The organism is Emticicia aquatilis (genome assembly GCF_014644295.1).
In the GTDB taxonomy this organism is placed as follows: Bacteria; Bacteroidota; Bacteroidia; order Cytophagales; family Spirosomataceae; genus Emticicia; species Emticicia aquatilis.
In genome coordinates this window covers 447,770-473,380 of the sequence record NZ_BMKK01000004.1, presented here as the reverse complement: position 1 = coordinate 473,380, position 25,611 = coordinate 447,770, and the positions used below count along the sequence as shown (strand labels likewise).

23 protein-coding genes are annotated in these 25,611 nt (G+C 36.9%); 19 read left to right on the top strand and 4 right to left on the bottom strand.

The window, feature by feature from the left end; all coding sequences use genetic code 11:
* Positions 1–60: 60 nt before the first annotated feature.
* From IEX65_RS12205 to IEX65_RS12180, 6 genes are all read left to right on the top strand, one after another.
* Positions 61–741, top strand: a complete 681-nt coding sequence (locus IEX65_RS12205; protein WP_188766344.1) for a response regulator transcription factor — start codon at positions 61–63, stop codon at positions 739–741.
* 325 nt (positions 742–1,066) lie between these two features.
* Positions 1,067–1,414 carry a hypothetical protein gene (locus IEX65_RS12200; protein ID WP_188766343.1) on the top strand — a complete coding sequence of 116 codons (348 nt, stop codon included), beginning with the start codon at positions 1,067–1,069 and terminating at the stop codon, positions 1,412–1,414.
* Positions 1,415–1,547: 133 nt separating this feature from the next.
* Complete coding sequence (locus IEX65_RS12195; protein ID WP_188766342.1) at positions 1,548–2,111, top strand: DUF4136 domain-containing protein; 564 nt, start codon at positions 1,548–1,550, stop codon at positions 2,109–2,111.
* 152 nt (positions 2,112–2,263) lie between these two features.
* A complete protein-coding gene (locus tag IEX65_RS12190) occupies positions 2,264–3,127 on the top strand; it encodes a sterol desaturase family protein (protein WP_188766341.1) in 864 nt (287 codons plus the stop codon).
* Positions 3,120–4,301 carry a BamA/TamA family outer membrane protein gene (locus IEX65_RS12185; protein ID WP_188766340.1) on the top strand — a complete coding sequence of 394 codons (1,182 nt, stop codon included), beginning with the start codon at positions 3,120–3,122 and terminating at the stop codon, positions 4,299–4,301. The genes IEX65_RS12190 and IEX65_RS12185 overlap by 8 nt, the downstream gene beginning before the upstream one ends.
* A 13-nt stretch (positions 4,302–4,314) precedes the next feature.
* Complete coding sequence (locus IEX65_RS12180) at positions 4,315–4,767, top strand: DUF2147 domain-containing protein (RefSeq protein WP_188766339.1); 453 nt, start codon at positions 4,315–4,317, stop codon at positions 4,765–4,767.
* Between the two features lie 55 nt (positions 4,768–4,822).
* On the opposite strand, the gene IEX65_RS12175 is transcribed toward IEX65_RS12180, so the two are convergent.
* The 3 genes from IEX65_RS12175 to IEX65_RS12165 form a co-directional block, all read right to left on the bottom strand.
* Positions 4,823–7,465, bottom strand: coding sequence for an MGH1-like glycoside hydrolase domain-containing protein (locus IEX65_RS12175; RefSeq protein ID WP_188766338.1), 2,643 nt, complete (start codon positions 7,463–7,465; stop codon positions 4,823–4,825).
* A gap of 271 nt (positions 7,466–7,736) precedes the next feature.
* On the bottom strand, positions 7,737–8,411 hold the full coding sequence (locus tag IEX65_RS12170; RefSeq protein WP_188766337.1) for a hypothetical protein: 675 nt from the start codon (positions 8,409–8,411) through the stop codon (positions 7,737–7,739).
* Positions 8,412–8,486: 75 nt separating this feature from the next.
* Positions 8,487–9,701, bottom strand: a complete 1,215-nt coding sequence (locus tag IEX65_RS12165) for a THUMP-like domain-containing protein (protein WP_188766336.1) — start codon at positions 9,699–9,701, stop codon at positions 8,487–8,489.
* A gap of 78 nt (positions 9,702–9,779) precedes the next feature.
* Between IEX65_RS12165 and IEX65_RS12160 the strand changes: the two genes are divergently transcribed.
* The 4 genes from IEX65_RS12160 (at position 9,780) to IEX65_RS12145 (ending at position 13,715) form a co-directional block, all read left to right on the top strand.
* Complete coding sequence (locus tag IEX65_RS12160) at positions 9,780–10,934, top strand: NAD(P)/FAD-dependent oxidoreductase (RefSeq protein WP_188766335.1); 1,155 nt, start codon at positions 9,780–9,782, stop codon at positions 10,932–10,934.
* A gap of 135 nt (positions 10,935–11,069) precedes the next feature.
* On the top strand, positions 11,070–11,357 hold the full coding sequence (locus tag IEX65_RS12155; protein ID WP_188766334.1) for a hypothetical protein: 288 nt from the start codon (positions 11,070–11,072) through the stop codon (positions 11,355–11,357).
* Positions 11,358–11,496: 139 nt separating this feature from the next.
* Positions 11,497–13,038, top strand: a complete 1,542-nt coding sequence (locus IEX65_RS12150) for a SulP family inorganic anion transporter (RefSeq protein WP_188766333.1) — start codon at positions 11,497–11,499, stop codon at positions 13,036–13,038.
* Between the two features lie 5 nt (positions 13,039–13,043).
* A complete protein-coding gene (locus IEX65_RS12145) occupies positions 13,044–13,715 on the top strand; it encodes a carbonic anhydrase (RefSeq protein ID WP_188766332.1) in 672 nt (223 codons plus the stop codon).
* A 110-nt stretch (positions 13,716–13,825) separates the two neighbouring features.
* On the opposite strand, the gene IEX65_RS12140 is transcribed toward IEX65_RS12145, so the two are convergent.
* Complete coding sequence (locus IEX65_RS12140) at positions 13,826–14,434, bottom strand: porin family protein (protein ID WP_188766331.1); 609 nt, start codon at positions 14,432–14,434, stop codon at positions 13,826–13,828.
* Positions 14,435–14,753: 319 nt separating this feature from the next.
* Here IEX65_RS12140 and IEX65_RS12135 point away from each other — a divergent pair, with 319 nt between their 5' ends.
* From IEX65_RS12135 to IEX65_RS12095, 9 genes are all read left to right on the top strand, one after another.
* Positions 14,754–15,173 (top strand): IS1/IS1595 family N-terminal zinc-binding domain-containing protein, encoded by a 420-nt coding sequence (locus tag IEX65_RS12135; RefSeq protein WP_188766330.1) that lies wholly within the window; start codon positions 14,754–14,756, stop codon positions 15,171–15,173.
* Positions 15,174–15,519: 346 nt separating this feature from the next.
* Positions 15,520–16,830: a hypothetical protein gene (locus IEX65_RS12130; protein WP_188766329.1), complete on the top strand. Its 1,311-nt coding sequence runs from the start codon at positions 15,520–15,522 to the stop codon at positions 16,828–16,830.
* Positions 16,831–16,968: 138 nt separating this feature from the next.
* A complete protein-coding gene (locus IEX65_RS12125; RefSeq protein WP_188766328.1) occupies positions 16,969–18,558 on the top strand; it encodes an MFS transporter in 1,590 nt (529 codons plus the stop codon).
* A 28-nt stretch (positions 18,559–18,586) separates the two neighbouring features.
* On the top strand, positions 18,587–18,808 hold the full coding sequence (locus IEX65_RS12120) for a DUF6814 family protein (RefSeq protein WP_064196665.1): 222 nt from the start codon (positions 18,587–18,589) through the stop codon (positions 18,806–18,808).
* A gap of 246 nt (positions 18,809–19,054) precedes the next feature.
* Positions 19,055–19,261 carry a hypothetical protein gene (locus IEX65_RS12115; protein ID WP_188766327.1) on the top strand — a complete coding sequence of 69 codons (207 nt, stop codon included), beginning with the start codon at positions 19,055–19,057 and terminating at the stop codon, positions 19,259–19,261.
* Positions 19,254–21,950: a sensor histidine kinase gene (locus tag IEX65_RS12110; protein WP_188766326.1), complete on the top strand. Its 2,697-nt coding sequence runs from the start codon at positions 19,254–19,256 to the stop codon at positions 21,948–21,950. The genes IEX65_RS12115 and IEX65_RS12110 overlap by 8 nt, the downstream gene beginning before the upstream one ends.
* Before the next feature lie 72 nt (positions 21,951–22,022).
* Positions 22,023–22,412, top strand: coding sequence for a response regulator transcription factor (locus IEX65_RS12105; RefSeq protein ID WP_188766325.1), 390 nt, complete (start codon positions 22,023–22,025; stop codon positions 22,410–22,412).
* A gap of 65 nt (positions 22,413–22,477) precedes the next feature.
* Positions 22,478–24,451: a propionyl-CoA synthetase gene (locus IEX65_RS12100; protein WP_262891858.1), complete on the top strand. Its 1,974-nt coding sequence runs from the start codon at positions 22,478–22,480 to the stop codon at positions 24,449–24,451.
* Between the two features lie 3 nt (positions 24,452–24,454).
* The gene (locus IEX65_RS12095; protein ID WP_188766323.1) at positions 24,455–25,501 is read left to right on the top strand and encodes an acyltransferase; all 1,047 of its coding nucleotides are present in this window, start codon (positions 24,455–24,457) and stop codon (positions 25,499–25,501) included.
* The last annotated feature ends 110 nt before the right edge of the window (positions 25,502–25,611 follow it).

Genomic DNA, 25,611 nt, shown 5'->3' with positions numbered 1-25,611 from the left:
CGCACAAAACTTGCGAGCAAGGTATCAATCATACCTTGCTTCATTTATTTTAGAACTTTTATGAAAATATTGATTGTAGAAGATGAACTCCGCTTGGCCGAGTTTATCAAACGTGGACTTGAAGAACACACACACTTAGTAGAAATAGCTAAAGATGGCGAAATGGGCCTCAAAATGGCTTTTGATAATGATTATGACGTAATCATTATGGATGTGAACATGCCAAAAATGAATGGTTATGACGTAACACAAACAATCAGAAGCGAAAAGCAAAATACGCCAATTTTGATGCTAACCGCCATGGGTACGCTCGATGATAAAGCCTTAGGTTTTGATGCTGGCATAGATGATTTCTTGGTGAAACCATTTCAGTTTCAAGAACTTCTGATGCGTCTAAATGCCTTGCATCGCCGTAGTGCAATGGTGCAGCATCAAGTAAAGCGAAACATGATGAAAGTTGCTGATTTAGAACTCGACCTAACGGCTCGCACCGTTTTGAGAGCAGGCAAAGATATTTTACTTACTGCTAAAGAATACGCTCTACTCGAATACTTAATGATTAACCACAACCGAGTGGTTTCGAGAGTAGATATTGCCGAAAAAATATGGGATACCGACCTCGACCCAGCCAGCAATACAATTGACACATACATAAATTTTCTTCGTAAAAAAGTCGATAAAGATTTCTCTCCAAAACTTATTCATACCATCGTCGGGATGGGGTATATCTTAAAAGAATGATGGATTTTAATTTGCTGATAGTCAGTTGTTTATAATCCATTTTTTGCTCGTTTTTATTTTTAATCACTCTTTAATTTGATTTTTAGAAGCAATTAAGGTAATACTTATACATTTACATCAAGAAACAGTAATAGTGAATTTTCATAAAGGAATTTTAGGTTTTAAAACGCTGGTTTCTTATTAACCAGCGTTTTTTTTAAGACATAGTTTTAGTCCACCAGTAATGGGTTTAGTTAGTTAGGGTTATAGTTCTCTGATTAAAACCTGATTTTTAATCAGAGACTTTTTAGTCTAATAGTTTTATTCCAAAACCAAGTAACACTATATGGAAACTGCCGTTTTATCACCCGCTCAATTATTGACAAAAAAGTATTCAGACAACCGAATGCTTAGTTTGAAACTACAAATCGAACCTTGGGCTTTTGAAACCCTCCACGAATATTTCCCGAATGCCACCGAAACCGATTTTCATCGAGTTAGGCATCATTTGTCTGATTGTATCATGAAGTTTCAGCAGATACTGACAGGGAAAATCTTGCTCGGAACAGAGATTATGCTCGATTTTCTGAATGGTTTATTGATATTTGAGGTAAAAAATTACTCACAAACACTCTATCAATATCAGGTAGAAGAAACCTATACTTTAGATTTATCTAAGGTCGAATTGAACTGATATTACCCTCAAAATTCAATTAATAAGATTTTAATAAGGTTTTAAAATGGCTTCAATTTTCTACGATTTACTTTGATACAGAAAAACAAAACGAGTTTTGGCTTTAATTATCATTTTAAAATTAGTAAGAAAAATGAAAACCTTATTCCAAAAAGCCTTGCTCATCGGGATGATTGGGCTTGGCACTTCAACACTCAAAGCACAAGTTGTTAGCAACGCCGACCACAGTGCAGATTTTCGTAATTATTACACTTTTGCGTGGATTCAACCTGACGTTCAGGTACAAAATCCGATGTATAACAATGCTCTTATTACAAAAAATATCGAAAACGATGTCAATAAGGTGCTGATAAACAAGGGATTACAAATCAATACGCAAAATCCTGATTTACTTTTCAAGTTTCGTACTTATACCGAAAAGGCAATCAGCAATAACGGTGGGTACTCAATGGGTTATCCGATGATTGGATACAGTAGAGTTGGCCGCATGATTGTTCCTTATTCTATGGGATTTTGGGGTGGATATGCTTTTGGACCATATTCATATACACAAGGAACATTGGTTATTGAAGCCATCGATGCAAAAACAAATCAATTAGTGTGGCAAGGAGGAGCATCTGGAAGTGTTTCACCAAAACGTATCGAAAAATTAATTGCCAAAGGTGTAAATAAAATCATGCAGAAATATCCTGCATAATAGCAATTACTAAAAACTGGCGAACAGCTGAAGATTATACTTCAAAAGTTCGCCAGTTTTTTAATGGCTTTTTAATCGATATAGAGCTATTGCTACCCAACTACTTTTATGAGTAAAACGTAAACCTATAATGTGTACTAACCTTAATCAAAATGCAAACAATCATCGAGTACTTCAATTCTGCTCCCGATTCTCATCGGATTCTTTTACTTACCCTATCATTTTTTATTTTATGGAATCTTGAAAACATTATCAATCTCAGAAATGAGCCAAATCGCCTCAAGCATTTAAGATTGAATGCCACTTTTATGATTACAGCTGCCCCAGTTCAGTTTTTGTTGGGCATTCTAATGAATTTTACTTTACGCTGGACAAAGGCTCATCAGTTCGGAATTTTTCATCGCTATACTATCAAGAATCCTTTATTACTCTTTATTGCAACGTTCTTTTTTTTAGATTTCTGTGAATACGCCTATCATGTATTGATGCACAAAGTAAAAACTCTTTGGCGATTTCATTTGGTGCATCATGCCGATACCGAATTAGACGTTTCTACAACCTTACGTGAGCATCCAGGCGAAACTACCATTCGCTTATTATTCACCACATTGTGGGTTTTTATTGGCGGAGTTTCTCTCTGGACACTTATTTTCAGACAATTCATTCAAATTGTTTCAAACGTAATTGCCCACGCAAATTTCCGAATTCCAGAAAAATCAGATAGATTGATTAGTTTATTGTTGGTAACTCCCAATTTCCATCATGTGCATCATCATTATCTTCAGCCATATACCGATAAAAATTATGGTGATGTGTTAAGCGTTTGGGATAGGATTTTTGGCACTTATGCTCACTTACCAAAAGAGAAAGTAATTTTTGGAGTTGACACTCATTTTCAAACTTGTAAGATAAATACGTTTGGTAAATTATTGCGTTTACCGATGGTATATATCAAAAGCACTCGCTCAGGCTCTTTAGTAGATGCAAATCAAGAGAAAGATTTAATTGATGTGTAAATACCTAATATCCGCTTTTATCTTATGTTGCTTTTTCAATACGAATGCCCCAAAAATCGACACAAATAAAGTAGTTTTGGTTGATGTAGGAGACGTTTGGAATCTGATAAAAGACAAAAAATATAAGATAGACACTTCCAAAGCAGAAGTTGGTGTGCCATTATTTACGGTTTTACCAGGTTTTGGATATAGTCAGTTGACGGGTTTCACGGTTTTGGTTGATGGGAATATATCTTTTTATACTTATCCAAAAACAAATATTTCGGTTATTAAAATCACTCCTGAATATACCCAGAAACGACAGTTTACTCCGATTCTGACAACGAGTATTTGGAGTAAAAATAATCGTTATAATTTTGTTTCCGATTGGCGATATTACAAATATCATGTAAAGGATTTTGGTTTGGGCGGATTTACACAAGAAGACGTTTTTAATCAATTCAGTTATCGGTTTTTGAGATTTCATCAAGTAATATCAAGAGCCATAACACCTGATTTATTAATCGGAGTGGGTTATAATTTCGACAAACACTATCATGTAAAAAGCCTTGATAAGCTGTTGGTGACCAATGCAGAGAATTATGGCGTAAGTCGCTCGGCAATTTCTTCTGGAATTGTTTTAAATGCTTTGTTTGACACTCGACGAAATGAAAACAGCCCAGTTGCGGGTGGGTGGTACGGAAACATTTCGTTTACGCATAATATGACGGCTTTGAGAAGTTCGACTAATTATAACTCAATATATGCCGATTTTCGGCATTGTGTATCCTTTCCTAAAAATTCAAAGAGTATCTTGGCTTTTTGGAACATTAATTGGTTGACTTTCGGTGGGAAAGCTCCATATTTTGATTTGCCCAGTACACTTTGGGATACCTACGATAACGCAGGCCGAACTTTTATTCAAGGCCGATTCAGAGGGAAAAACATGCTTTATTATGAAACCGAATACCGATTTAATATTATCAAAAACGAGCTGCTGGGCGGAGCTATATTTGTTAATAGCCAAACCTTTGCTGAGCCTTCGAGTAATCAATTTTCAAAATTTTTGTACGGTTACGGTGGAAGTCTAAGAACAAAAGTAAATAAAAAATCAAATGTATATTTTATCTTATCTTATGGAGCAGGAAGCGGCGGTGCCAAAGGCTTTTTCTTTAATTTAGGTGAAGTGTTTTAAAAATAGTAGTAGTATGAAATTGTTAAAAGTAGGGTTCTATTTGTTTTTTTTAGTTTATTCGCAATCATCGTTTGCTCAAAATACACAAATTGCCGATAGAATTGTAGGCACTTGGTTTTCGGAAAATAAAGATTTGAAAGTTGAGATTTTTAAAAAGAATGATAAGTTTTATGGGAAAGTTGTTTGGTTTATCTGCGACCCCAAAACTCCGAACATGGAGGATTTTAAAGATACCGAAAATCCTGACCCTAAGCTCAGAAGCAGGCCGTGGCTTGGGATGCAAGTAGTTGATAATCTGACTTTTAATGGTAAAGATACATGGGGTAATGGCACAATCTATGACCCTAACTCGGGGCGTACCTATGATTCTGTCGTAAGGCTAAAAGATGCCAATACACTTATTGTGCGTGGGTATTGGGGTTTCGAAATCTTGGGTAAAAATATGGTGTTTTACAGAGTAGGATAGCTCAAAAGCAAGCAACTGGATAAAGTCATACTTCATCCAGTTGCTTAATTTTGATTTATTTCTCATTTGTATATTGAATCAAGTCGGCTACTAAGCCTGTCCAGCCGCATTGGTGGGCAGCACCGAGTCCTTCCCCTGTATCTCCGTTGAAATACTCATAGAAAAGATGTAAATCTTTGAAATGTGGGTCGGCATCAAACATTTCAAAATCTCCCGTATTTGGTCGGCGACTTTCTCCGTTCATTTGGAAGATTTTAATCAACCTATCGGCCACCATCAACGCAGCCTCTTTGATTGACATGATATTACCCGAATTAGTTGGGTATTCTACCTCAAAATCATCGCCATAATAACCATAAAACTTTAATAATGAGTCAATTAACAAGAAGTTAATCGGAAACCAAATTGGTCCACGCCAGTTTGAATTTCCTCCCATAATGCTCAAATCCGACTCGGCTGGCGTATATTTTACACTCAAAATCTCACCATGAAGGTTAAACTGATATGGGTTTTCTTTATGCGATTTTGACAACGAGCGAATACCATAATCTGATAAAAACTCTGCTTCATCGAACATTCGCTTGATAACCATTTTCATACGGTGGCCACGCAGGAGCGAAAGTAAGTGTGTTTCTCCTTTACCTGGTTCGTTCCATCGAGAAATCAGCGATGCCAAATCTGGGCGATTAGTAAGCACCCATTCTAATCGGCGTTTGAAATCTGGTAATTTTGAAAGCATTTCTTCGTCAATGACTTCTACGGCAAAGAGCGGAATCAGACCCACATACGAGCGAATCTTCATAAAGATGGTTTCTCCGTTTGGAGCATGCAGTTTATCATAATAAAACTGGTCAGCTTCGTCCCAAAGCCCCAAGTCATTGCCCTTGATTGGTTTATTGATGGCAGCCGCAATATGCAAGAAATGCTCGAAAAATTTAGAGGCCATATCCTGATAAACAGGTTTTTCTATCGAAATTTCACATGCAATACGCAACATATTGAGCGTGTACATGGCCATCCAGCCAGTTGCATCGGCTTGTTCGAGTTTTACACCGGGAATCTGGGCATTTCGGTCAAATACACCAATATTATCAAGCCCCAAGAAACCTCCGCCAAAGATATTATTGCCTTCTTCATCTTTCTGATTGACCCACCATGTGAAATTGATGAGCAATTTATGGAAGATTTTTTCTAAGAAAGCCAAATCTCCTTTGCCATCATTATTTTTCTTGTCAATCTCATAAACTTTCCAAGTTGCCCAAGCATGAACGGGCGGATTTACGTCCGAGAAATTCCATTCGTAGGCAGGAATCTGACCATTGGGGTGCATGTAATATTCTCGAAGTACAACGGCCAATTGTCGTTTGGCAAAATCGGCGTCGATGCGGGCGAGGGTGAGCGTATGAAAAGCCAAGTCCCACGCTGCAAACCACGGATATTCCCACTTATCAGGCATCGACAAAATATTGGCCATGTAGGCGTGTTTCCACGTATTATTTCTCGGGAAAGCTCTTCCTTTAAACTCAAATGGCATTTTGGGGTCGCCTTTGAGCCATTCGTTGATATTGTAATAGTAGAATTGCTTGTTCCACATCATTCCCGCAAAAGCCTGACGCTGAATATTGCGTTGTTCTTCTGACTTTATATCTTGCTGAATGTGGTCATAAAACTCATTGGCTTCTTTGATTCTCAAATCGAAAATTTGGTCGAAATCAACAAAAGCTTTCTGATTTTGTGAATTTTGACTAAACCTGAGTCTAATTGTATGGCTTTCGCCACCCTCAAATTTTTTAGTATATCGAGCAGAAGCCTTTGTTCCTATCTTGTTTGGGTTGATTGTCGTTGGCTTGCCAGTCAGGATATAGTTGCTGATACCGTCTTTTACATACATGGCGGTGTTTGGCTTGCCAAAAATACGCTCCATGTTGGTTTCATTCTCGCAAAATACAAGTTCGTCGGCACCTTCAACATATAATTTATATTTGCCCAAAAGCTGGTGCGAAACCTCAATCTGATTATTGGCAATGCCTGTGAGCATTGGGCTTTTTTTGTAAGCTTCGTAGCCCCAACTCCATGTATTTCTAAACCAAAGCGTTGGGAGCATTGTCAAAATCGCCGCTTTTTTATTTCGGTTATGAGCTGTTATTTTTATCAGAATATCATTTTCATCAGCTTTCGCATATTCAATAAAAATATCGAAATACTCATTGTTATTGAAAACACCCGTTTGCTCAATTTCAAACTCAGTATTTGAGCGATTACGTTTCTGATTTTCTTCAACAATTTGTCGGTAAGGAAACTCATTTTGAGGATACTTATAGAGCATCTTCATATAAGAGTGTGTGGGCGTACTGTCAATATAATAGTAAAGTTCTTTTACATCCTCACCGTGATTTCCTTCTGAACCAGTCAAACCAAAGAGGCGTTCCTTAATAATTTTATCTTTGTGGTTCCAAAACGAAACCGCAAAACATATATGTTGTTTGTTATCTGAAATTCCCCCGATACCATCTTCTCCCCAACGATATGCTCTTGAGCGTGCCATATCGTGCGGAACGTAGTCCCAAGCATTTCCATATACACTATAATCTTCTCTGACTGTTCCCCATTGTCTTTCAGATAGATACGGACCCCATTTTTTCCATCCTTTATTATCTTTTCTTTGGCTTAGGCGAATCTTTTCTTGTATCTCAGTCATACTCGTATCTTTAATCTGTTAAGGTTTAGGTTATAAGTATTTTACTTTCTTTTGCACCGTTGTATTCTATTTATAATAAGCCACATAGGTTTTTGTACTGAATAACTTTGGGCTATTCGCAAAAATATGAAAAATAATAAATGATGAAAGTTGAATACTCGAATAGCTTATAATAGTAACAAAAGTTATTGAAATAGTGATAAATTAATTGATAAAAACCAAAAAGCCTTCCGAGATATGCTCAGAAGGCTTTCATCGACTTCTCAATACTTTATTTGATGCGTGTTTTCACAACGCTTGCTGCTTTTTGTTTTTCTTCAAGAGCAATACGAGCATTTTCTTGGTCTTGCTTATTATCAGTTTGGTCTTTTAATAATTTTTCAAGCTCGATTCGGTTATTTTCTATTTCTTTTAATAGTTTTTCTTTTTCACGCTTGTTTTTTTCAATGTCTCGTACAATTCTGTCGCCAGTTTTGTTTACTCTATCAAGATTTTTTTGAGCTTCTTCTGCATCACGTTCAGCCAGTCTGACATCTTCATTTTGCATTGCAAAGGCATAAAAATCCTTCAAGAGTTGTTCAACACCTCTAAAAGATTTGTTGTTTTCTGAAACCATATTTCCGCCACCAACATCAAAAGATGCAAAGATTTTGGTTTTTACTTTCTGGTCAGAAATAACCTTTGTCATTAGATTGATTGGGTCTGGCGAAATATCAGGAATATTGGCGGCCGCAATATTAAAAACCTCACGGCTTTGTGCCACACCACCGTATTTTGAAATAAACAACGACCAGTCTTTTTCAATGAATTTCTTCTCGATGTTGAGCGTCATATAAAATCCTTCTTTTCGGTCTTTGCCAAAAACTTCCGAACCGCTCAAAATTGTTTGACCAAAACCTCCCAAACTCGCTACCAGCAAAATGCTTGTGATAAGTGCTTTTCTCATAATAATAAATTTTAATTGTCGCTATTAGGACGTTGTGATTGTGGTATTGTAACTGAAAACTTATAGATAAAAAAATTATGCCTGTCCCGCTTTTCTACAAACTAACACAATTTTTTGTTTGTCCATATTTTCGGTAGCAAATAAATAGTATTCACCGCCATCTTGCAAACCCAGCTTCTTTTTTATTTCTTCTGGTTTCATCGGAAAATTTCGGGTACTAATATTGGCTTTTGGCGTAGGTAATTTTGAGAGAATTTCTTTTTTATCGAACTTACAAACAGCTTCGCACAAGAAACTTCTGCCCGCAAAATTTTCTACCAATATAGCCGAAGTGTATAAATGGCTATTAGGAGCGAGCTTTGCCAAGCCATATTGAGCAGCAATACTTTTAAAAGCTCCTGCTTTCAAGATAGTTGCATTGGGTTCGTAAATATAAGTACTTGGTTGTGAGTATTTTATGTTGGCTTTTTCTTCGCTTTCGTAGCCAAATGTAAAAAGTTGCGTTTGATTATTGGATAAAAAATTTATACAATGAATTGAAGTTTTTGATTCAATTTTTGATTTTCTACTTATGAATAATAATTCTTTTACTTCATTTTCGAGAGCGACAATGTGTACTTCTGTAATGTTATCGCCTAACTGCTCAATGGCCAATTTAATATCCAGCATGGGCGAAAACTTTACCATATAGTTTTCTAACAAATGCTTGATAGAAAGCAGGTTTGGCTCACAATCTTCAATCTTAAAAACTTTATTTTTTGCCTCATCTCTACGATGCGGGTCAATGTAGAAATTAGTTATCGGTTGATGCGAAACGCCGCCCGTTGTTGATTGAGTAAATAATTCCGAGTTTTCGTTCAAAACTTCAATGTTGTTTTGTGCCAGAACTTCAAAATTATATCTCGCCACCACAGCTAAATTCGGGTTTTGCTCAATATATGTGACAGATTCTGTAACTTTTGATAAAGCCCAGCTATCAAGCCCCATACCTCCAGTGAGGTCGGCACACGGAGCATTGCCAAAATTTCGTACAAAAACTTGTGCTTTATAATTGGCCGTTATTTCGGAAGAAGCCTGTTCAACCGAGAGAGGAGGAGGAAAAATAACATTTGGGTTGGCATACCAAGAGGGTAGTTTATGCTTGGCTTTATTTCGGGCCAGCCATTGGTCGGCAACCAAACGCAACATTTCAGCATCAAAATCTTTGCTTTTTTTTAAGATAAATGACTGAATATCGCTACCTTGTATTTGATTAGCAATTTTATTAGCTTCTTTTAATTTTTCTAACATTGTTTGGGCAGATGAAATTAATTTCATTCATCGTTCTTCATTCTCCATCGCACGGGCGACCCCGTCTTAATTCTAATTTTGAAAAAATTAGTTCACAATATTATGTTTAGTTTTTGGGAAAAAGATGTTTTTTTGAAAAAATATGATGTAGTTATCATTGGAGCGGGTTTTTCGGGGCTTTGGTTGGCATATTTTCTAAAAAAATACCGACCGAAAATCGAAATAGCAATTCTTGAAGCGGGTACTTTGCCAACGGGAGCAAGTACCAAAAATGCTGGTTTTTCGTGTTTTGGTAGCCCCACTGAGCTACTCGAAAATATTACTGTAATGGGACTCGACCAAGCTATGTTTTGGGCCGAACAACGCCATAGAGGTATTAGCATGATTGCCCAATATTTTGGCTCTGAGATTGAGTTTGATGACTGTGGAGGAACTGAGCTTTTTAATGATAAAACCACTTTTGAAGAAACAAAAGAGCAATTAAATGACCTGAATCAATCAATAAAAAGTATAACAGGTAGCGATAATCATTTTTTTATTGATGAATCGGTTATCAATCAAGCAGGATTTTCGGGATTTCAGTACGCCATTAAAAATGACGTGGAAGGGTCGATTCATAGTGGTAAACTTATCAATTCAATGATTGAAGTGCTACAAGCCCAAAAAGTGAAAATATTTTTTGGGGTAGAAGTAGAGAATTTTGAAGAAAACCAAGAAGAAACCACCATTATTGCCAAAAATGGAATGGTTTTTAGAGCAAATCATCTGAGTATTACTACCAATGCTTTCACAAAGAGACTCCTACCCGAAGTTGATTTATACCCAGGTCGTGGGCAAGTTTTGATAACCGAACCCATCGAAGGATTAAATTGGCGAGGAACGTTTCATTTCGATAAAGGCTATTATTACTTCCGAAATTATCGAAATCGGGTTTTATTTGGTGGAGGTAGAAATTTAGATTTTCAAGCTGAAAATACCGATGAATTTGCCTTGACCGAATTAGTACAAAACCGACTGGAACAGCTACTCTACGAAAACATTATTCCGAAACACAAAAACGTAAAAATTGACCAACGTTGGAGTGGAATCATGGCATTTGATGATACTAAAACCCCTGTGAGCAAGTGTTTGAGTCAAAGAGTATCATTAAGTGTAAGAATGAACGGAATGGGAGTTGCCTTAGCCCCAACACTTTCAGAAAGTTTAGCGAAAGAGATACTAACGATTTTTTAGTTTTTTTCATAATGATGAAATTGGCGTGTAATTTTTTTCTTTGACCTAAATACTTGAAACCATTTTTATACTATCGTAGTTTTTTATTAGCTTTACATAAGAAATTCTAATAGGTAATATAAAAATCGTTTATTGATGTTTCAGCGAATCTTGGTATTGATGCTCCTAATGATGGTCGAATTTTCGACTGTTAGAAGTTGCTTTACCAGTTTTAAGCCAAGCATCGAAGTACAAGACATCGAAGATAGCAACGAAAGCGAAGACGCTTCTGAAGATATTTTGGTCGAAAAATTCTTTCTTTCTACACCCTCATTTCAGTTTTGTACGAGTAATTTCTTAGCTAAAAATGCCATTTGTGATTTAGTAGCTACCTCTATCCAAAATCCGTTCCGAACGATAGATTCTCCTCCTCCCAAGGCCTAATTGCTTTTCTTTAAATTTTCAAAACACCTATTTTTTGTGCAGTACCCACTCAAAACGAGTGATGGTATGTGTCATGTTTTATTGCGATTCTCAACTTTTATTGTCAGAAGACACTATTTAATAGTTTATAAATTCCTCTATGAAAATATTTAATTTTAATCACCTCAAATCTGATTTCTCGGCGGGTTTGGTTGTGTTTTTGGTAGCCTTACCACTCTGTTTGGGGGTGGCTTTGGCATCAGGAGCACCACTTATTTCGGGAATCATTGCTGGAGTTGTCGGTGGAATAGTTGTTGGAGCTTTGAGTGGCTCGCAACTTGGTGTAAGTGGGCCTGCCGCTGGCCTTACAGTTACCGTACTAACCTCTATTACTGAGCTTGGGGCTTACGATACATTCTTATTGGCTGTTGTATTGGCGGGCGTTTTTCAAATAATCTTAGGCCGATTGAAAGCGGGTGTTATTGGCTACTATTTCCCTACCTCAGTTATCAAAGGTATGCTTACAGCTATTGGCCTTATCATTATTCTAAAGCAAATTCCTCACGCAATGGGTATTGATTTGGATTATGAAGGAGACGAAGATTTTTTTCAAACAGACGGTCAGAATACCCTTTCCGAATTATTACGAGTAAGCGAATTATTCAACGAGGGGGCTTTGATAATCGGCTTAGTTTCGTTGGGAATTATGATTTTGTGGGAACAACCTTTTATCAAAAGAAATCAAATTCTGAACATGATTCCTGGGGCATTGTTGGCCGTAATTGCAGGAATTATTCTCAATACAGGACTTACTGTTTTACCTCCTTTATTTCACCTCGAAAGCAATCACTTGGTTAGCCTTCCGATTACCAATTCAATCGGTGATTTCTTTACACTATTCCAAATGCCAAACTTTTCGGCAATCAACAATTTCGCAGTTTGGAAAGTCGCTCTTGTCATTGCGATAATTGCCAGTCTCGAAACACTTTTGAGTGTTGAAGCAACTGACAAACTCGACCCTGATTCACGAATAACACCAACCAACCGTGAGCTGCAAGCACAAGGAGCTGGCAATATTATTTCGGGTTTATTGGGTGGTTTGCCCCTTACGCAAGTAATTGTTAGAAGTTCGGCCAATATTCAAGCAGGTGGAAAAACAAACCTTGCAACTGTTATTCACGGCCTTATTTTATTGGTTTGTACTATTTCTATTCCAACGGTTTTAAACCAAATCCCATTGGCTTCGCTGGCGATAGTCTTAATTATGGTAGGTTATAAATTAGCTAAACCTGCCATTTTCAAGCAAATGTATAAAGAAGGCCAAGACCAATTTGTGCCTTTTGTCATTACTGTTTTAGCGGTTGTTTTTACTGATTTATTAAAAGGAATTGGAATCGGTGTTTTCGTGGCGATGCTCTACATACTTTATACCAACTATAAGGGTTCGATGTCGTTCATGCGTGAAGGCAAAAGTGTATTGATTCAGTTTAATAAAGATATTTTTTACTTCAATAAATCAGAACTTAAAATCAAATTGGCATCCTTGAAAGAAGGAGATACCGTATATATAGATGGTACAAGGTCTTCATTCATTGACCACGATATTTATCTGACTTTAGAAGAATTTCAGAAAGACGTTAAATCACGTAACATAGAAGTAGAATTAAAAGGAATTTCAAGAAAACAACTAAACCATAATTAGAAATTATGCAATCATACCAAAAACTCTTATTAGCCAATAAGGCTTGGGCTGCCGAGAAACTTCGTGTAGATGAAGGATATTTTGAAGAATTAGCATCACACCAAAATCCTCAATTTCTTTGGATTGGTTGTGCCGATAGCCGTGTGCCTGCCGACCAAGTTACTGGTACACAACCTGGTGATATTTTCGTGCATCGCAATGTTGCCAATTTGGTCGTACACACCGATATTAATATGCTTAGTGTACTTCAGTATGCCGTAGAAGTACTCAAAGTAAAGCATATTTTGGTGGTAGGCCACTACAACTGTGGTGGTGTGAAGGCTTCGATGGATAATAAAGATTATGGCCTTATCAATAAATGGCTAAGAAACATCAAAGATGTAAACGTAAAGCACCACGACGAGTTGAGCAAAATCGAGGATTTTCAAGAGAAATTCGATAGACTGGTTGAACTAAACGTGACCGAACAAGTGCGTAATTTAGCCAAAACAACCATTGTTCAGAAGGCTTGGGCCACAGGCGATTATCCGCATTTACACGGGTGGGTGCTTGATTTGAAAACTGGGTTAATCAAACCCATCATGGAGATTCTGCCTGATGATTTAGACTCAATCGAAGAAGTGTATCGTTACGACATCAAAGTTCCAGAAGGACAATTAAATGAAACGATGCACTGATAATCAGATTTATAAACAAAAAAGCTGTCAATTTATGTTGACAGCTTTTTTGTTTATAGCAAATATGTGGAATAAGTTGTATGGATTTTAGTTGGTGAAGCAATAAGCCCTTAATTCTTTGAAATTGGGAAACTTACGCCTACGTTCAAGTTGAACGCTAAGTTATTATAATTGGTGTTTGAGGTTTTCGTGATGTCCGTAAAGCCTCTATTAAATCCTGCATCAACATTCAACCAAGTACGAGATTTTAGACGATAGTTGAAGCCTAAACCAGCCAAACCACCAAAATCAAAATCATTGTAAGCTTTTGAGCCATCTGACTGAATCACTACATCTCCATTGCCATTATTTGCTTGGAGCAATGCACCTGCGTACAAACCTGCAAATACTTTTGGTCTAAATTTTTGTCCTTCATTACCGAAGTAATAAACTCCTGTTACTGGTAATTGGATATAATGTAATCTTGTATGATTATCAATAGTTTTACTTTTATCACCGAGTTGTGAGTAAAGTAGTTTTCCAGATAAGCCCCAGTGGCTATCAATACTATAATTGGCAAATCCGCCAATTGATAAACCTGGAAGGTATTTAGTAGTTGGGTCAGCTACGATTGTTGAGACGTTTACACCCACCATTGGGCCGATTGATAATGTTTGAGCTGAAACAAGCTTCACATTGATTAAGATTACTGTAAGTGCAAATACTATTTTCTTTGTCATGATAAAATGGTTTTTAATAAATCAAAAGATTGTGCTTAAATAAGAATTTTACTTTTGGGTTACATAACACTACCCTAAAAATTACGTACCATAGTAATTCTTTAATGCTTTTGATTTGATTTGAGGAAATTTGGGGAAAATACTCAACAGCCTAATTAATTCGGGAGAGGATATTGACCTATAATGGGATATTAATGGGGTTTAGAGGAGTAATAAAGTGGGGAAAGAAAATAAAATTTAAAGAAAAAAATGAAAAAAAATCTTGGAATAATCTATATTTGCTAAAAAAATATATCTTTGCTAAAAATATATAGATACTATGAGCCTCCCAAACTGCCCCCAATGTGATTCGAATAATATCTCCCGAAACGGTATTATCAAAGAACGTCAACGTTTTAAGTGCAAAGATTGTGGCTATAACTTCACCGTCGAAAAGATGGGGAAGAGCATCGAAAGCTACTATGTAATAAAAGCCCTTCAGTTGTATATCGAAGGGGTCAGTTATCGTGAAATCGAGCGTTTATTGGGCGTTAGCCACGTTTCTGTAATGAATTGGGTGAAAAAATACCAAGTAAAAATACCAAAGCAAACGCTTTATCATCCAACCTATAAAGTGATGAATCACAAGGAGTTAGCCGAATTTTATGCTAACCGAGAGAACCTAAAAGGAGCAGGGATGGTCGTAACTGAGCTGGGCGATAAGTTTATGCTTATCAAATGGGAAAGGTTTAAGAAATAGCTAATATTTTGTTTAATCGTGCTTAAACAACAATAGTTTTTCTTTAAATAGTACAATTTGTATCTACTAAAATCTACTAAATATATATTTTTAAAGAAATTTTGCTGCGGTATGATTTAAAATAGCTTATGGTTGATTAAATTTGGCAAAAAAGGTATTTTATAGAATAAAATTTCGTAAAAATATGTATATCAATGAAAAGGTTTTAGTTTTTAAGAAAATTTAAAGTACAATATATTCTATCTATTATTAGCAAAGCTATATCAAGGATTTGTGAATCGAGGCTTTTTATGAAAGTTTTGTATCGTCTTAGCGACGTACAACAAAACCATAATAAAAGACCTATATGAAAAAATTAATCCTTTCTTTGATTGCTTGTGCATCAATGCTCAATGTAGCGATTGCACAAGAGAAAAAAGTAGAAGAGAAAAAAGCTGATGCAGCAGCACCTGCTCCAGCACCAAAACCGCAACCCGCTTTTGGTGCTACCATCGGTGGATTTGTCAGAACTGATTACATCTGGGATTCTCGTAAGAGTGCAAGCGTAAGAGAAGACCACCTCAATCTGTACCCATTAGATGTTGCAAAAGATGCTAATGGAAATGATGTGAATGCAGTGCCACAGTCCAACTTTCTTTCGCTGACTTCAAGAATCAACCTGAAAATCACTGGCCCTGATGCTTTTGGTGCAAAAACTTCAGCTTTCTTTGAAGGTGATTTCTTCGGAAATACTGACGGTACAATCGGTCTTTTCAGATTAAGACACGCCAACGCAAGTCTTGATTGGACCAAAACAAAATTAACATTCGGTCAAACTTGGTATCCACAATTTATACCTGAGTGTTTTCCGGGAGTAGCCAACTTTAGTACAGGTATTTTATTCAATCCATTTGGTTGGTCAACTCAAGCTCGTATCACTCGAAATCTGAATACCAATACAAGTTTTGCACTTTCGCTGTATAAAGATAGAGAGTTTGGAGCGGTGTCGCCATCGGGTGTAACCAACGAAGCATCTTCTAACTCAGCAATTCCGACAATTCACGGAAACTTGCAGTATAAAAATGCAAAATTATTAATGGGTGTTGGCGTTGAATACCGCTCATTAAGACCAAGAATGACAATTTCGACGGGTACGCCAGCCGTAACAGTTGAAAACAAAGGGAAAGTAAACAGTGTAACTGTAAACGCTTACGCTAAATATACAGGTAAAAAAGCTACAATTAAAGCTTACGGAATTTTAGGACAAAACGTAACTCACTTGGTTATGTTGGGTGGTTATTTAGGTTATAATTCTACAACTGACCCTGTTACTGAAATTTACAAACCACTTAAAACCAATGCTTTCTGGTTTGAATTGATGAGCAATCACGCCAAAGTTGCCCCAGCATTATTTGTGGGATACACAGTCAATAATGGAGCCGATGTGCAAGGAAAAGCAGCCTATGCACGTGGAGTAACAGTGGAAAAACGTACAGTTAAAGATGTAGTAAGAGCGGCAGGTAGAATTGATTTTAAGTCAGGAAAATTCAGAATCTCTCCTGAACTTGAATACACTGCTGCTAATTGGGGTACATCAGATAAAACAGGTGCAGTTACAGGTGCATTAACAAACGTAGGAAATATGAGATTCTTATTTTCAACAGCCTATACATTTTGAAATAATTAATAATTGAAAATGGATAATTGAAAATTTAATGGGACTATGATTCTATACGTTATCAATTTTACATTCTCCATTCTCAATTAAAAACAATCAACCCTAAAATTTATTTTAAAACCTTTTAAAACTAAGATTATGTCTGAAAGTAAAAAAAGTTCGATGTTCTCGATAATTGGAGCATCTTCAGTTGGAACGATGATTGAGTGGTATGACTTCTATATCTTCGGAAGTTTGGCTACGATTATCTCTACAAAATTCTTCCCAGCAGGCCCAGGAAGCGAGACTCTCTCATTTCTTTCTACCTTAGCAACATTTGCAGCTGGTTTTGTTGTTCGCCCATTTGGTGCATTGTTCTTTGGCCGTTTAGGTGATTTAATTGGCCGTAAATATACCTTCATGGTGACGTTATTGTTGATGGGAGGTGCAACTTTTGCTATCGGTTGTATTCCATCTTACGAAACCATCGGTGTGGTTGCTCCATTATTAGTTTTATTGTTGAGATTACTTCAAGGTCTTGCCCTCGGTGGTGAATATGGTGGTGCTGCAACTTATGTGGCCGAACACTCACCAACCAACGAAAGAGGCTACATGACTTCGTGGATTCAGATAACTGCCACCGCTGGTTTGATTGTTTCATTAATCGTAATCGCACTTACAAAAGCCATTTTGAGCAAAGAAGATTTCGATGCTTACGGTTGGAGACTTCCTTTCTTATTCTCGATTTTCATGGTTGGTATTTCATATATCATTCGTCGTAATATGCACGAATCTCCGTTATTCTCAAAGGCAAAAGCAGAAGGAAAAACCTCAACTAATCCTTTGAAAGAATCTTTCGGAAATAAATTAAACTTCAAATACGTATTATTAGCATTATTAGGTGTGACAATGGGTCAGGGTGTTGTTTGGTACACAGGTCAGTTCTATGCCATGTCTTTCATCGAGAAAATCATGAACGTACCGAAAGAGCAAGTAGATAACATCATGATTTGGGGATTATGCCTCGGTACACCTTTCTTCGTAGTATTTGGTTGGTTATCTGACCGTATTGGTCGCAAATGGATTATGATGGCGGGTATGTTGGTAGCGATTCTTTCATATCGCACAATTTACACAAAAATGTATGAAACTGTTGATATTAAAGGCAAAACTGAAATCGTAGAAAAAGCAACTTCAGTAGCCGAATTGAAAGAAAATGCAAAAAATAAAAATGGCGGTGTTGACTCGGTTTATACAGTTACAAAAGCATTTATTGACGGTACTACTTACAAAGAAGTAAAAACCAAAACATTGAAAAATGGGGCAGTTGAAATCAGTGACAAAGATGGTAAGCCAATCATTGAAACAAAGAAAACTGTTACAATCAATGATACTGACAAATGGACACTTACTTGGTTAGTATTTATTCAGATGTTGTTCGTAACGATGGTTTATGGCCCAGTAGCTGCATTCTTAGTTGAAATGTTCCCAGTGAAAATTCGTTATACCTCAATGTCATTGCCATATCACATCGGAAATGGTATCTTTGGTGGTCTTTTACCAGCAATCGCAACCTTCTTAGTATCAGACGCAACTAAGTTAAATACAATAGCAGCAGAAGCTGGTTTGCCAAAAGTTGTTGAAAAACCATATCTGGAAGGGCTTTGGTATCCGATAATTCTGGCAGGTATTTGTTTCGTAATCGGAACAATCTACTTAGATGGAAAAGATAATAAAGTAAACGACTAATTTGATTCACTAAAAAAACATTAATAAAATGAACGCTATAAAAAGAATTTTAGGAATAGTTTGGATATTAATCGGTATCGGTGCGGTTTATTATCTAATTGTAAATCAGGCAATTATGCTTTGGAACAAAGGTGGTGAAAACGTAATTCCAGCAATTATTTATACTGTAATTCTATGCCCAATGATTGCTGGGGCTTTAGGAACATTCGGTTTGTATTCGCTACAAGGTGAGTTCGACTCAAAAGATTGATTTTAGTAGCATAGTTGATTTCCAAGCCAGTCAACTATCGAAAAGATAATAAGTGAATTACCATAATAAGTAAGGCTTAGGGTTTAATAGAGCAATGTATGCCAGTTGAGGATAACTCCCGTTGGCATACATTCTTATTTTGGGGGTATTTGCTTTTAACTATACTTATTTAGCAAAAATAGCTAAATAAATCTTTGAATAGTACCACGTTAGTCGTAGCTTAGTGCAATAAATACAAAGCCCTACATGAAGCAGCAAAGAGCCATAGCGATAACGATATTTTTGGTTTGTTTACTCAACTTTCCGCTACTATCGTTGTTCAACAAAGCCGTTTTTATCTTCGGTATGCCTCTTGTTTATGTATATGTTTTTTGTGTTTGGACAATCGGAATCATCATCATTGCAATCATTGCAGAATCTAAAAACGTAGAAGATATACAAGAACATGAATAGCTACGTTTTAGGACTCATTTCGATTTATTACTTGGCATTTTTGTTTATCGTAGCTTATCAGGCCGAAAAGAAATCAAAAAATGCCAAAAGCATAGTTAGTAACCCTAACATATATGCACTGTCGTTGGCGGTTTACTGCACGGCTTGGACATTTTACGGAAGCGTAGGGCGTGCCTCAACCGATGGATTAGATTTCTTGGCAGTATATATTGGGCCAACACTCGTGATGTTTTTAGCATTTCCGATATTGCTTAAAATAGTACGAATTTGTAAAACCCAACGCCTAACGAGTATAGCAGATTTCATTTCATCTCGTTATGGCAAAAATCGTTCTTTGGGAGTATTAGTAACCATCATTTGCTTACTATCAGGTATTCCGTATATCGCATTACAGCTAAAAGCCATTTCAAATAGCTTCGGAATTCTGACAAGAAGTATAGTAAACAGCAATATTTTGGTTGACCATACCTTTTATATTGTCATATTATTGATTCTTTTCACAATTCTGTTTGGCACACGAAACGTTGAAGCAACCGAAAGACACGAAGGCATGGTTACGGCCATTGCGGTCGAATCTATAATTAAATTAATAGCCTTTTTTGCCATCGGAATTTATGTGACTTTTTGGCTTTTTGATGGCTTTGAAGATATTTTCGATAAAGCAAATTTGATGCAAGCTGCTCGAAAAAGCTTTGTAGTAGAGAAAGAAAGTGGAATGTCGATGTGGTTTTGGCACACATTACTGGCCATGATGGCTTTTATGTTTTTGCCACGCCAGTTTCAGGTGACGGTCGTAGAAAATGTTGATGAAAAATACATTAATCGAGCTATGTGGATGTTTCCACTGTATATGGTTCTCATCAATATTTTTGTGATGCCAATCTCGCTTGCGGGCGGAATAATCTTTAGCGGTAAACCAGTGAATTCTGATATGTACGTGTTGTCAATTCCGTTGAATTTTTCTGACGAATCTTTGGCAATTATTACCTACATCGGTGGTTTTTCAGCCGCAACAGGTATGATAATCGTAGAAACGATAGCGATTAGTGTAATGGTGAGTAATAACTTATTGATGCCAATTTTCTTGGGAATTCCAGCATCAAAAGAGCTTATCAATCTAAATCCAAGTCGTGTGATTCAGTTTATGAGGCGTTTTTCAATCGCCCTCATTATATTTTTAGGATATTTTTATTTCAAGTTTATTACCGAAAAATACTCATTGGTTTCAATCGGTATGACGGCTTTTGTGGTGGTTGCTCAGTTTGCACCATCGGTTTTTGGTGGAATTTTCTGGAAAAGAGGTACACAAAAAGGAGCAATGGCAGGTTTAGTAGGCGGTACGATAATTTGGTTTTTTACGCTTATCATTCCGTCATTGGTTAGTTCAGGTGTAATGTCTGACAAAATAATGACCGATGGTTTATTTGGAAATGCCTTGCTGAAACCTTACGAATTATTCGGTATGACAGGCATGGATAATATTTCTCACGCCACTTTCTGGACATTGTTTTTTAATACAGCTCTTTACTTTTTTGGTTCATTATGCACAAAACAGACCTCAATCGAGCATAATCAAGCCGTATTATTTGTTAATATTTTTCAATATTCAAAAGGCATTGAAAACTCGGTCATTTGGCGTGGAAAAGCATTGGTAAGCGATATAAAGTCGCTTTTAGAAAGCTTTTTAGGGGCGAGTCGCACCGAACGAATAGTTAGAGTTTTTGCAACTCGCAATAGTATCAATCTTAATACTCGTTATGCCGATGCCCGTTTTGTAAATTATTCTGAAAAATTATTGTCAGGAATCGTCGGAACGGCTTCGGCACGTATGATGGTTTCATCGGTGGCAAAAGAAGAGGAAATTTCTCTGAATGAGGTCGTAGAAATTTTGAAGAAATCGCAAGAGTTGATGGCCGTGAATAAGGAATTGAAACAAAAGTCACAAGAATTAAAATTACTTACAGAGCAGCTTCAAGCTGCCAATGAGCAATTAAAACAGACTGATAAACTCAAAGATGATTTTTTATCGACCGTTACCCACGAAATTCGTACACCACTTACTTCAATAAAAGCTTTGTCAGAAATCTTGTATGATAATGATGATATCGAACATTCAGAAAGACAACATTTTTTGAATACCATTATTAAAGAATCCGACCGACTGAGTCGCTTGATAAATCAAGTTTTAGATTTAGAAAAATTTGAGTCGGGTAAAGTAAGAATCGTCAAAGAAGAGTTGAATCTCGAAGAAATTATCAAAGATTCTGTTGATTCGATAGAGCAACTGGCTAAAGATAAAGGCATTGAAATCAAGCAAATTATTGATAAAAAAATGCCAACTTTTCAAGGTGAACGAGATAGAATTATGCAAGTAATGCTCAATTTACTCTCTAATGCTTTGAAATTTACTGAACCAAACAAAGGAAAGATAACTATCACGGCTTATGAAGAAGATGGTAGTTTGCACGTAAATGTGATTGATGATGGTGCCGGAATTGCAAAGCCTTATCAAGAGTTGATTTTTGATAAGTTTTATCAAGCCCACGACCAAACCATCAAAAAACCAAAAGGTAGTGGACTCGGATTGGCCATTTCAAAACGTATTTTAGAATTACACAATGGCACGATAGGCGTTGAAAGTGAAGTCGGAAAAGGCTCAAAGTTTTCGTTTGAGATTCCGCTTGAATAATAAAGTGTAGGACAAAGAAAGGATTTCTAAGCAAAAAATAAATTAAAATCTGATACAACAAGATTTACGACAATGAATATCCAAAAGAACATAAAAGTATTAATCGTTGATGATGAGCCAAATATCTTGCTTTCGTTGGAGTTTCTGATGAAAAAAGAAGGTTTTATTGTCTTTATTGCCCGAGATGGGGAAGAAGCGTTTGACATTATCAAAAGAGAGCATCCAAAAATCGTCTTGCTCGATATCATGATGCCCAAAGTCGATGGTTATGAAGTTTGTCGATTTATCAAAGGAGGAAATGACACCAAAGAAACGAAAGTGGTTTTCTTGAGTGCCAAAAGCAAAGAAGCAGATATTGAAAAAGGATATAGCGTAGGAGCTGATTTGTATATCCCGAAACCATTTTCAACCCGTGATTTGGTGAAGAAAATTAATATGATGGCTTCGGGGGTAGTAAGCTAATTAATGCCTCAATGATAGAATGAGTGAATGATAGAATATTATTCTCCAGATATATTAATTCATTCATTCGCTCATTCTATCATTCAAAATTAAAAATGTACAACAAAACTATAATAAAAGTAATGAACTATGACTCATTTTACAGGCGAAGCATTGACCAACCCGAAGCATTTTGGGCTGAGCAGGCTGACAAAATAGCGTGGTACGAAAAACCAAAAACGATTCTCTCGCAGGATAAAAATGGTTTTTACCGATGGTTTGAAGGTGGGTTGATGAACTCTTGCTACTTGGCGGTTGATTACCACGTTGAGCAAGGTAGAGGAGATAAAACCGCAATAATCTACGATTCGGCAGCAACAAAAAAGGTCGTTAAATATTCCTATGTCCAAGTACAAACCGAAGTTGCAAAAATTGCTGGGGCTTTACAGACTTTGGGCGTATGCAAAGGCGATACTGTGGTACTTTATATGCCTATGATTCCCGAGGCGGCATTTTCGATGCTGGCTTGTGCGAGATTGGGAGCTGTTCACTCGGTAGTTTTCGGTGGATTTGCTCCACACGAACTCGCCATCAGAATCGACGATGCTCGACCGAATGTAATCATTTCGGCCTCCTGCGGAATCGAGTTCGATAAAGTAATTCCGTATAAACCTCTGCTCGACGAAGCCATTCATTTAGCCGAACATAAAGTATCAAATTGCCTAATTTTTCAAAGACCGATTCTTCAAGCAAGCATGGTTGATGGCCGAGATATTGATTTTATTTCTTATGTAAATGCTTCAAAGTCAGTTGATTGTGTAGCAGTCAATGCCACTGACCCACTTTATGTACTTTATACTTCGGGAACTACGGGAAAGCCAAAAGGAATTGTCAGAGACAATGGCGGCCATGCGGTAGCACTAAATTTTTCGATGGAATATATTTATGATGTGAAACCCAATGAAGTTTTTTGGGCAGCATCAGATGTGGGCTGGGTTGTTGGGCATTCGTACATCGTTTATGCACCTCTGATTTATGGTTGTACGACCGTATTTTTCGAAGGAAAACCAGTCCGAAACCCCGATGCTGGAACATTTTGGCGAGTAATTGAAGACCACAAAGTAAATGTTTTCTTTACCGCTCCGACCGCTTTCAGAGCTATTAAAAAAGAAGATGCCGAAGCAAAACTAAAAACAAAATATGATACTTCTTCACTGAAGTCTATCTTTGTGGCTGGTGAGCGTTGTGACCCTCCAACTCTCGAATGGCTTCAACAAATAGCTCAAGTGCCAATCATTGACCACTGGTGGCAAACCGAAAGTGGTTGGGGAATTGTGGCTAATATGATGGGAGTAGAACGGTTTCCTGTGAAAGCAGGTTCGGCAACAAAGCCAGTTTGTGGTTTTGATGTGCAAGTTTTGGGCGAAAATGGTCAACAACTCGGTGCAAATGAAGAAGGTTATGTGTGTATAAAATTGCCACTTCCACCAAGTTGCTTACCTACGCTCTGGAATGATGACGAGCGTTTTATAACTTCATACCTCAATAAGTTTGACGGTTATTACCTCACAGGAGATGGTGGCTACATTGATGAAGATGGCTACGTTTTCATCATGGGACGGGTTGATGATGTAATCAATGTCGCAGGGCATCGCCTCTCGACTGGTGAAATGGAAGAAATTGTTGGTTCTCACAAGGCTGTTGCCGAATGTGCCGTCGTTGGTATTACTGACGAACTTCGAGGGCAGCGACCAATTGGTTTAGTGGTGCTGAAAGATGGAGCAGATTTTACACAAGATGAAATGGAACATGAGTTGGTTCAACTCATTCGTGAGCAAATAGGGGCGGTCGCATTTTTCCGTAATGCCGTTGTTGTGAAGCGTTTACCAAAAACTCGTTCGGGTAAGATTTTAAGAAAAACAATTCGTCAAATCATTGATGGTGAGCAATTTACAGTTCCTTCAACGATAGATGATGTAAATATTTTAACAGAAATAGAAGAGTGTATCAGAAATAGAAAAATTGGAGTTTTTCAGTCTGAAGCAAAACAAGCAAGCTAAATAATGCCCAAAGTAATCTGGATTTCAAATTTGAGAGTTTTTGCAACCCTAACCGTAATCATGCTTCATTGTGCGGCAGGAGGTATCTACTTGATGGGGAAAATACCCAATAGTTGGTGGTGGATTTGCAATGCTTCAAATGCTTTCGGTCGATTCGCTGTGCCAGTTTTTGTGATGCTTTCGGGGTATTTGCTCTTAGGAAAATACAAAAATTTAACAGAGTTTTTATCAAAAAGATTTTCCAGAATATTCATTCCTTTTTTACTTTGGACAATTATTTTTATGCTTTGGGGAAATTATTTTGGACTCATTCCAGCCGAAAAAACAAAGTTTGAGTTGCTTGATATTCTAAAAAAAGTACTAACTGGTGGAGCTGGCGGCTCAGGGCATTTATGGTTTGTTTATATGCTTTTGGGGCTTTATCTATTTTCGCCAATTGTTAGTCGATGGATTACGCAAGCGACAGACCAAGAAGTAAAGTTTTTCTTAATCATGTGGTTTATAGCCTGTACGGTTTATCCATATTTTGAAAAGTTTTTGGGTATCAAAAGCAATTTTGAGATTCGATACTTTTCGGGTTATTTAGGATATTTTGTTTTGGGCTATTTTCTGGGGAATCTTCAAATAAATTTGTCTCAAAGAAAAGTAGGTTTTATCTCATTAGCAGTTTTTCTGATAAGTTGGCTGATAACTTTTGTAGGAATTTTTTTCTCGACTGTATCCAATAACAAGGCTTATGAATCAAGTTTGTTCGACTATCTAAGTCCGTCGGTTATTTTGATGTCAATTTCAGCATTTCTGACTTTTAAGAATTTACTGAATATTGAGATTTTACCAACTTTAACCGCTCAATTAGATAAATTTAGTTACGGAATGTATCTGATGCATTTGATTCCGATGAAAATTTTATCTCGTCAGTTTCAGATAAATTTCAAATGGATTCACCCAAGTATTGGCATCGCAACGCAGTTTATTCTGACAACAATAATTTGTTATTTAGTCATTTTTATTTTAAGCAAAATACCCAAAAGTAGCTGGATTACTGGGTAGATTTTGGTTACTTGTTATTAGAGAACTGGTGATTGGTTACAATTATGTTAGCCGACAGTAACCAATCTCCCCAGTTTACAAGTAACCAATAACGAGTACACAATCAAAAA

Excerpts from the sequence above, each read along its gene's own strand:
- IEX65_RS12205 (WP_188766344.1), top strand. The coding sequence starts at position 61 with ATGAAAATATTGATTGTAGAAGATGAACTCCGCTTGGCCGAGTTTATC.
- IEX65_RS12200 (WP_188766343.1), top strand. The coding sequence starts at position 1,067 with ATGGAAACTGCCGTTTTATCACCCGCTCAATTATTGACAAAAAAGTAT.
- IEX65_RS12195 (WP_188766342.1), top strand. The coding sequence starts at position 1,548 with ATGAAAACCTTATTCCAAAAAGCCTTGCTCATCGGGATGATTGGGCTT.
- IEX65_RS12190 (WP_188766341.1), top strand. The coding sequence starts at position 2,264 with ATGCAAACAATCATCGAGTACTTCAATTCTGCTCCCGATTCTCATCGG.
- IEX65_RS12185 (WP_188766340.1), top strand. The coding sequence starts at position 3,120 with ATGTGTAAATACCTAATATCCGCTTTTATCTTATGTTGCTTTTTCAAT.
- IEX65_RS12180 (WP_188766339.1), top strand. The coding sequence starts at position 4,315 with ATGAAATTGTTAAAAGTAGGGTTCTATTTGTTTTTTTTAGTTTATTCG.
- IEX65_RS12175 (WP_188766338.1), bottom strand. The coding sequence starts at position 7,465 with ATGACTGAGATACAAGAAAAGATTCGCCTAAGCCAAAGAAAAGATAAT.
- IEX65_RS12170 (WP_188766337.1), bottom strand. The coding sequence starts at position 8,411 with ATGAGAAAAGCACTTATCACAAGCATTTTGCTGGTAGCGAGTTTGGGA.
- IEX65_RS12165 (WP_188766336.1), bottom strand. The coding sequence starts at position 9,701 with ATGTTAGAAAAATTAAAAGAAGCTAATAAAATTGCTAATCAAATACAA.
- IEX65_RS12155 (WP_188766334.1), top strand. The coding sequence starts at position 11,070 with ATGTTTCAGCGAATCTTGGTATTGATGCTCCTAATGATGGTCGAATTT.
- IEX65_RS12150 (WP_188766333.1), top strand. The coding sequence starts at position 11,497 with ATGAAAATATTTAATTTTAATCACCTCAAATCTGATTTCTCGGCGGGT.
- IEX65_RS12145 (WP_188766332.1), top strand. The coding sequence starts at position 13,044 with ATGCAATCATACCAAAAACTCTTATTAGCCAATAAGGCTTGGGCTGCC.
- IEX65_RS12140 (WP_188766331.1), bottom strand. The coding sequence starts at position 14,434 with ATGACAAAGAAAATAGTATTTGCACTTACAGTAATCTTAATCAATGTG.
- IEX65_RS12135 (WP_188766330.1), top strand. The coding sequence starts at position 14,754 with ATGAGCCTCCCAAACTGCCCCCAATGTGATTCGAATAATATCTCCCGA.
- IEX65_RS12130 (WP_188766329.1), top strand. The coding sequence starts at position 15,520 with ATGAAAAAATTAATCCTTTCTTTGATTGCTTGTGCATCAATGCTCAAT.
- IEX65_RS12125 (WP_188766328.1), top strand. The coding sequence starts at position 16,969 with ATGTCTGAAAGTAAAAAAAGTTCGATGTTCTCGATAATTGGAGCATCT.
- IEX65_RS12120 (WP_064196665.1), top strand. The coding sequence starts at position 18,587 with ATGAACGCTATAAAAAGAATTTTAGGAATAGTTTGGATATTAATCGGT.
- IEX65_RS12115 (WP_188766327.1), top strand. The coding sequence starts at position 19,055 with ATGAAGCAGCAAAGAGCCATAGCGATAACGATATTTTTGGTTTGTTTA.
- IEX65_RS12110 (WP_188766326.1), top strand. The coding sequence starts at position 19,254 with ATGAATAGCTACGTTTTAGGACTCATTTCGATTTATTACTTGGCATTT.
- IEX65_RS12105 (WP_188766325.1), top strand. The coding sequence starts at position 22,023 with ATGAATATCCAAAAGAACATAAAAGTATTAATCGTTGATGATGAGCCA.
- IEX65_RS12095 (WP_188766323.1), top strand. The coding sequence starts at position 24,455 with ATGCCCAAAGTAATCTGGATTTCAAATTTGAGAGTTTTTGCAACCCTA.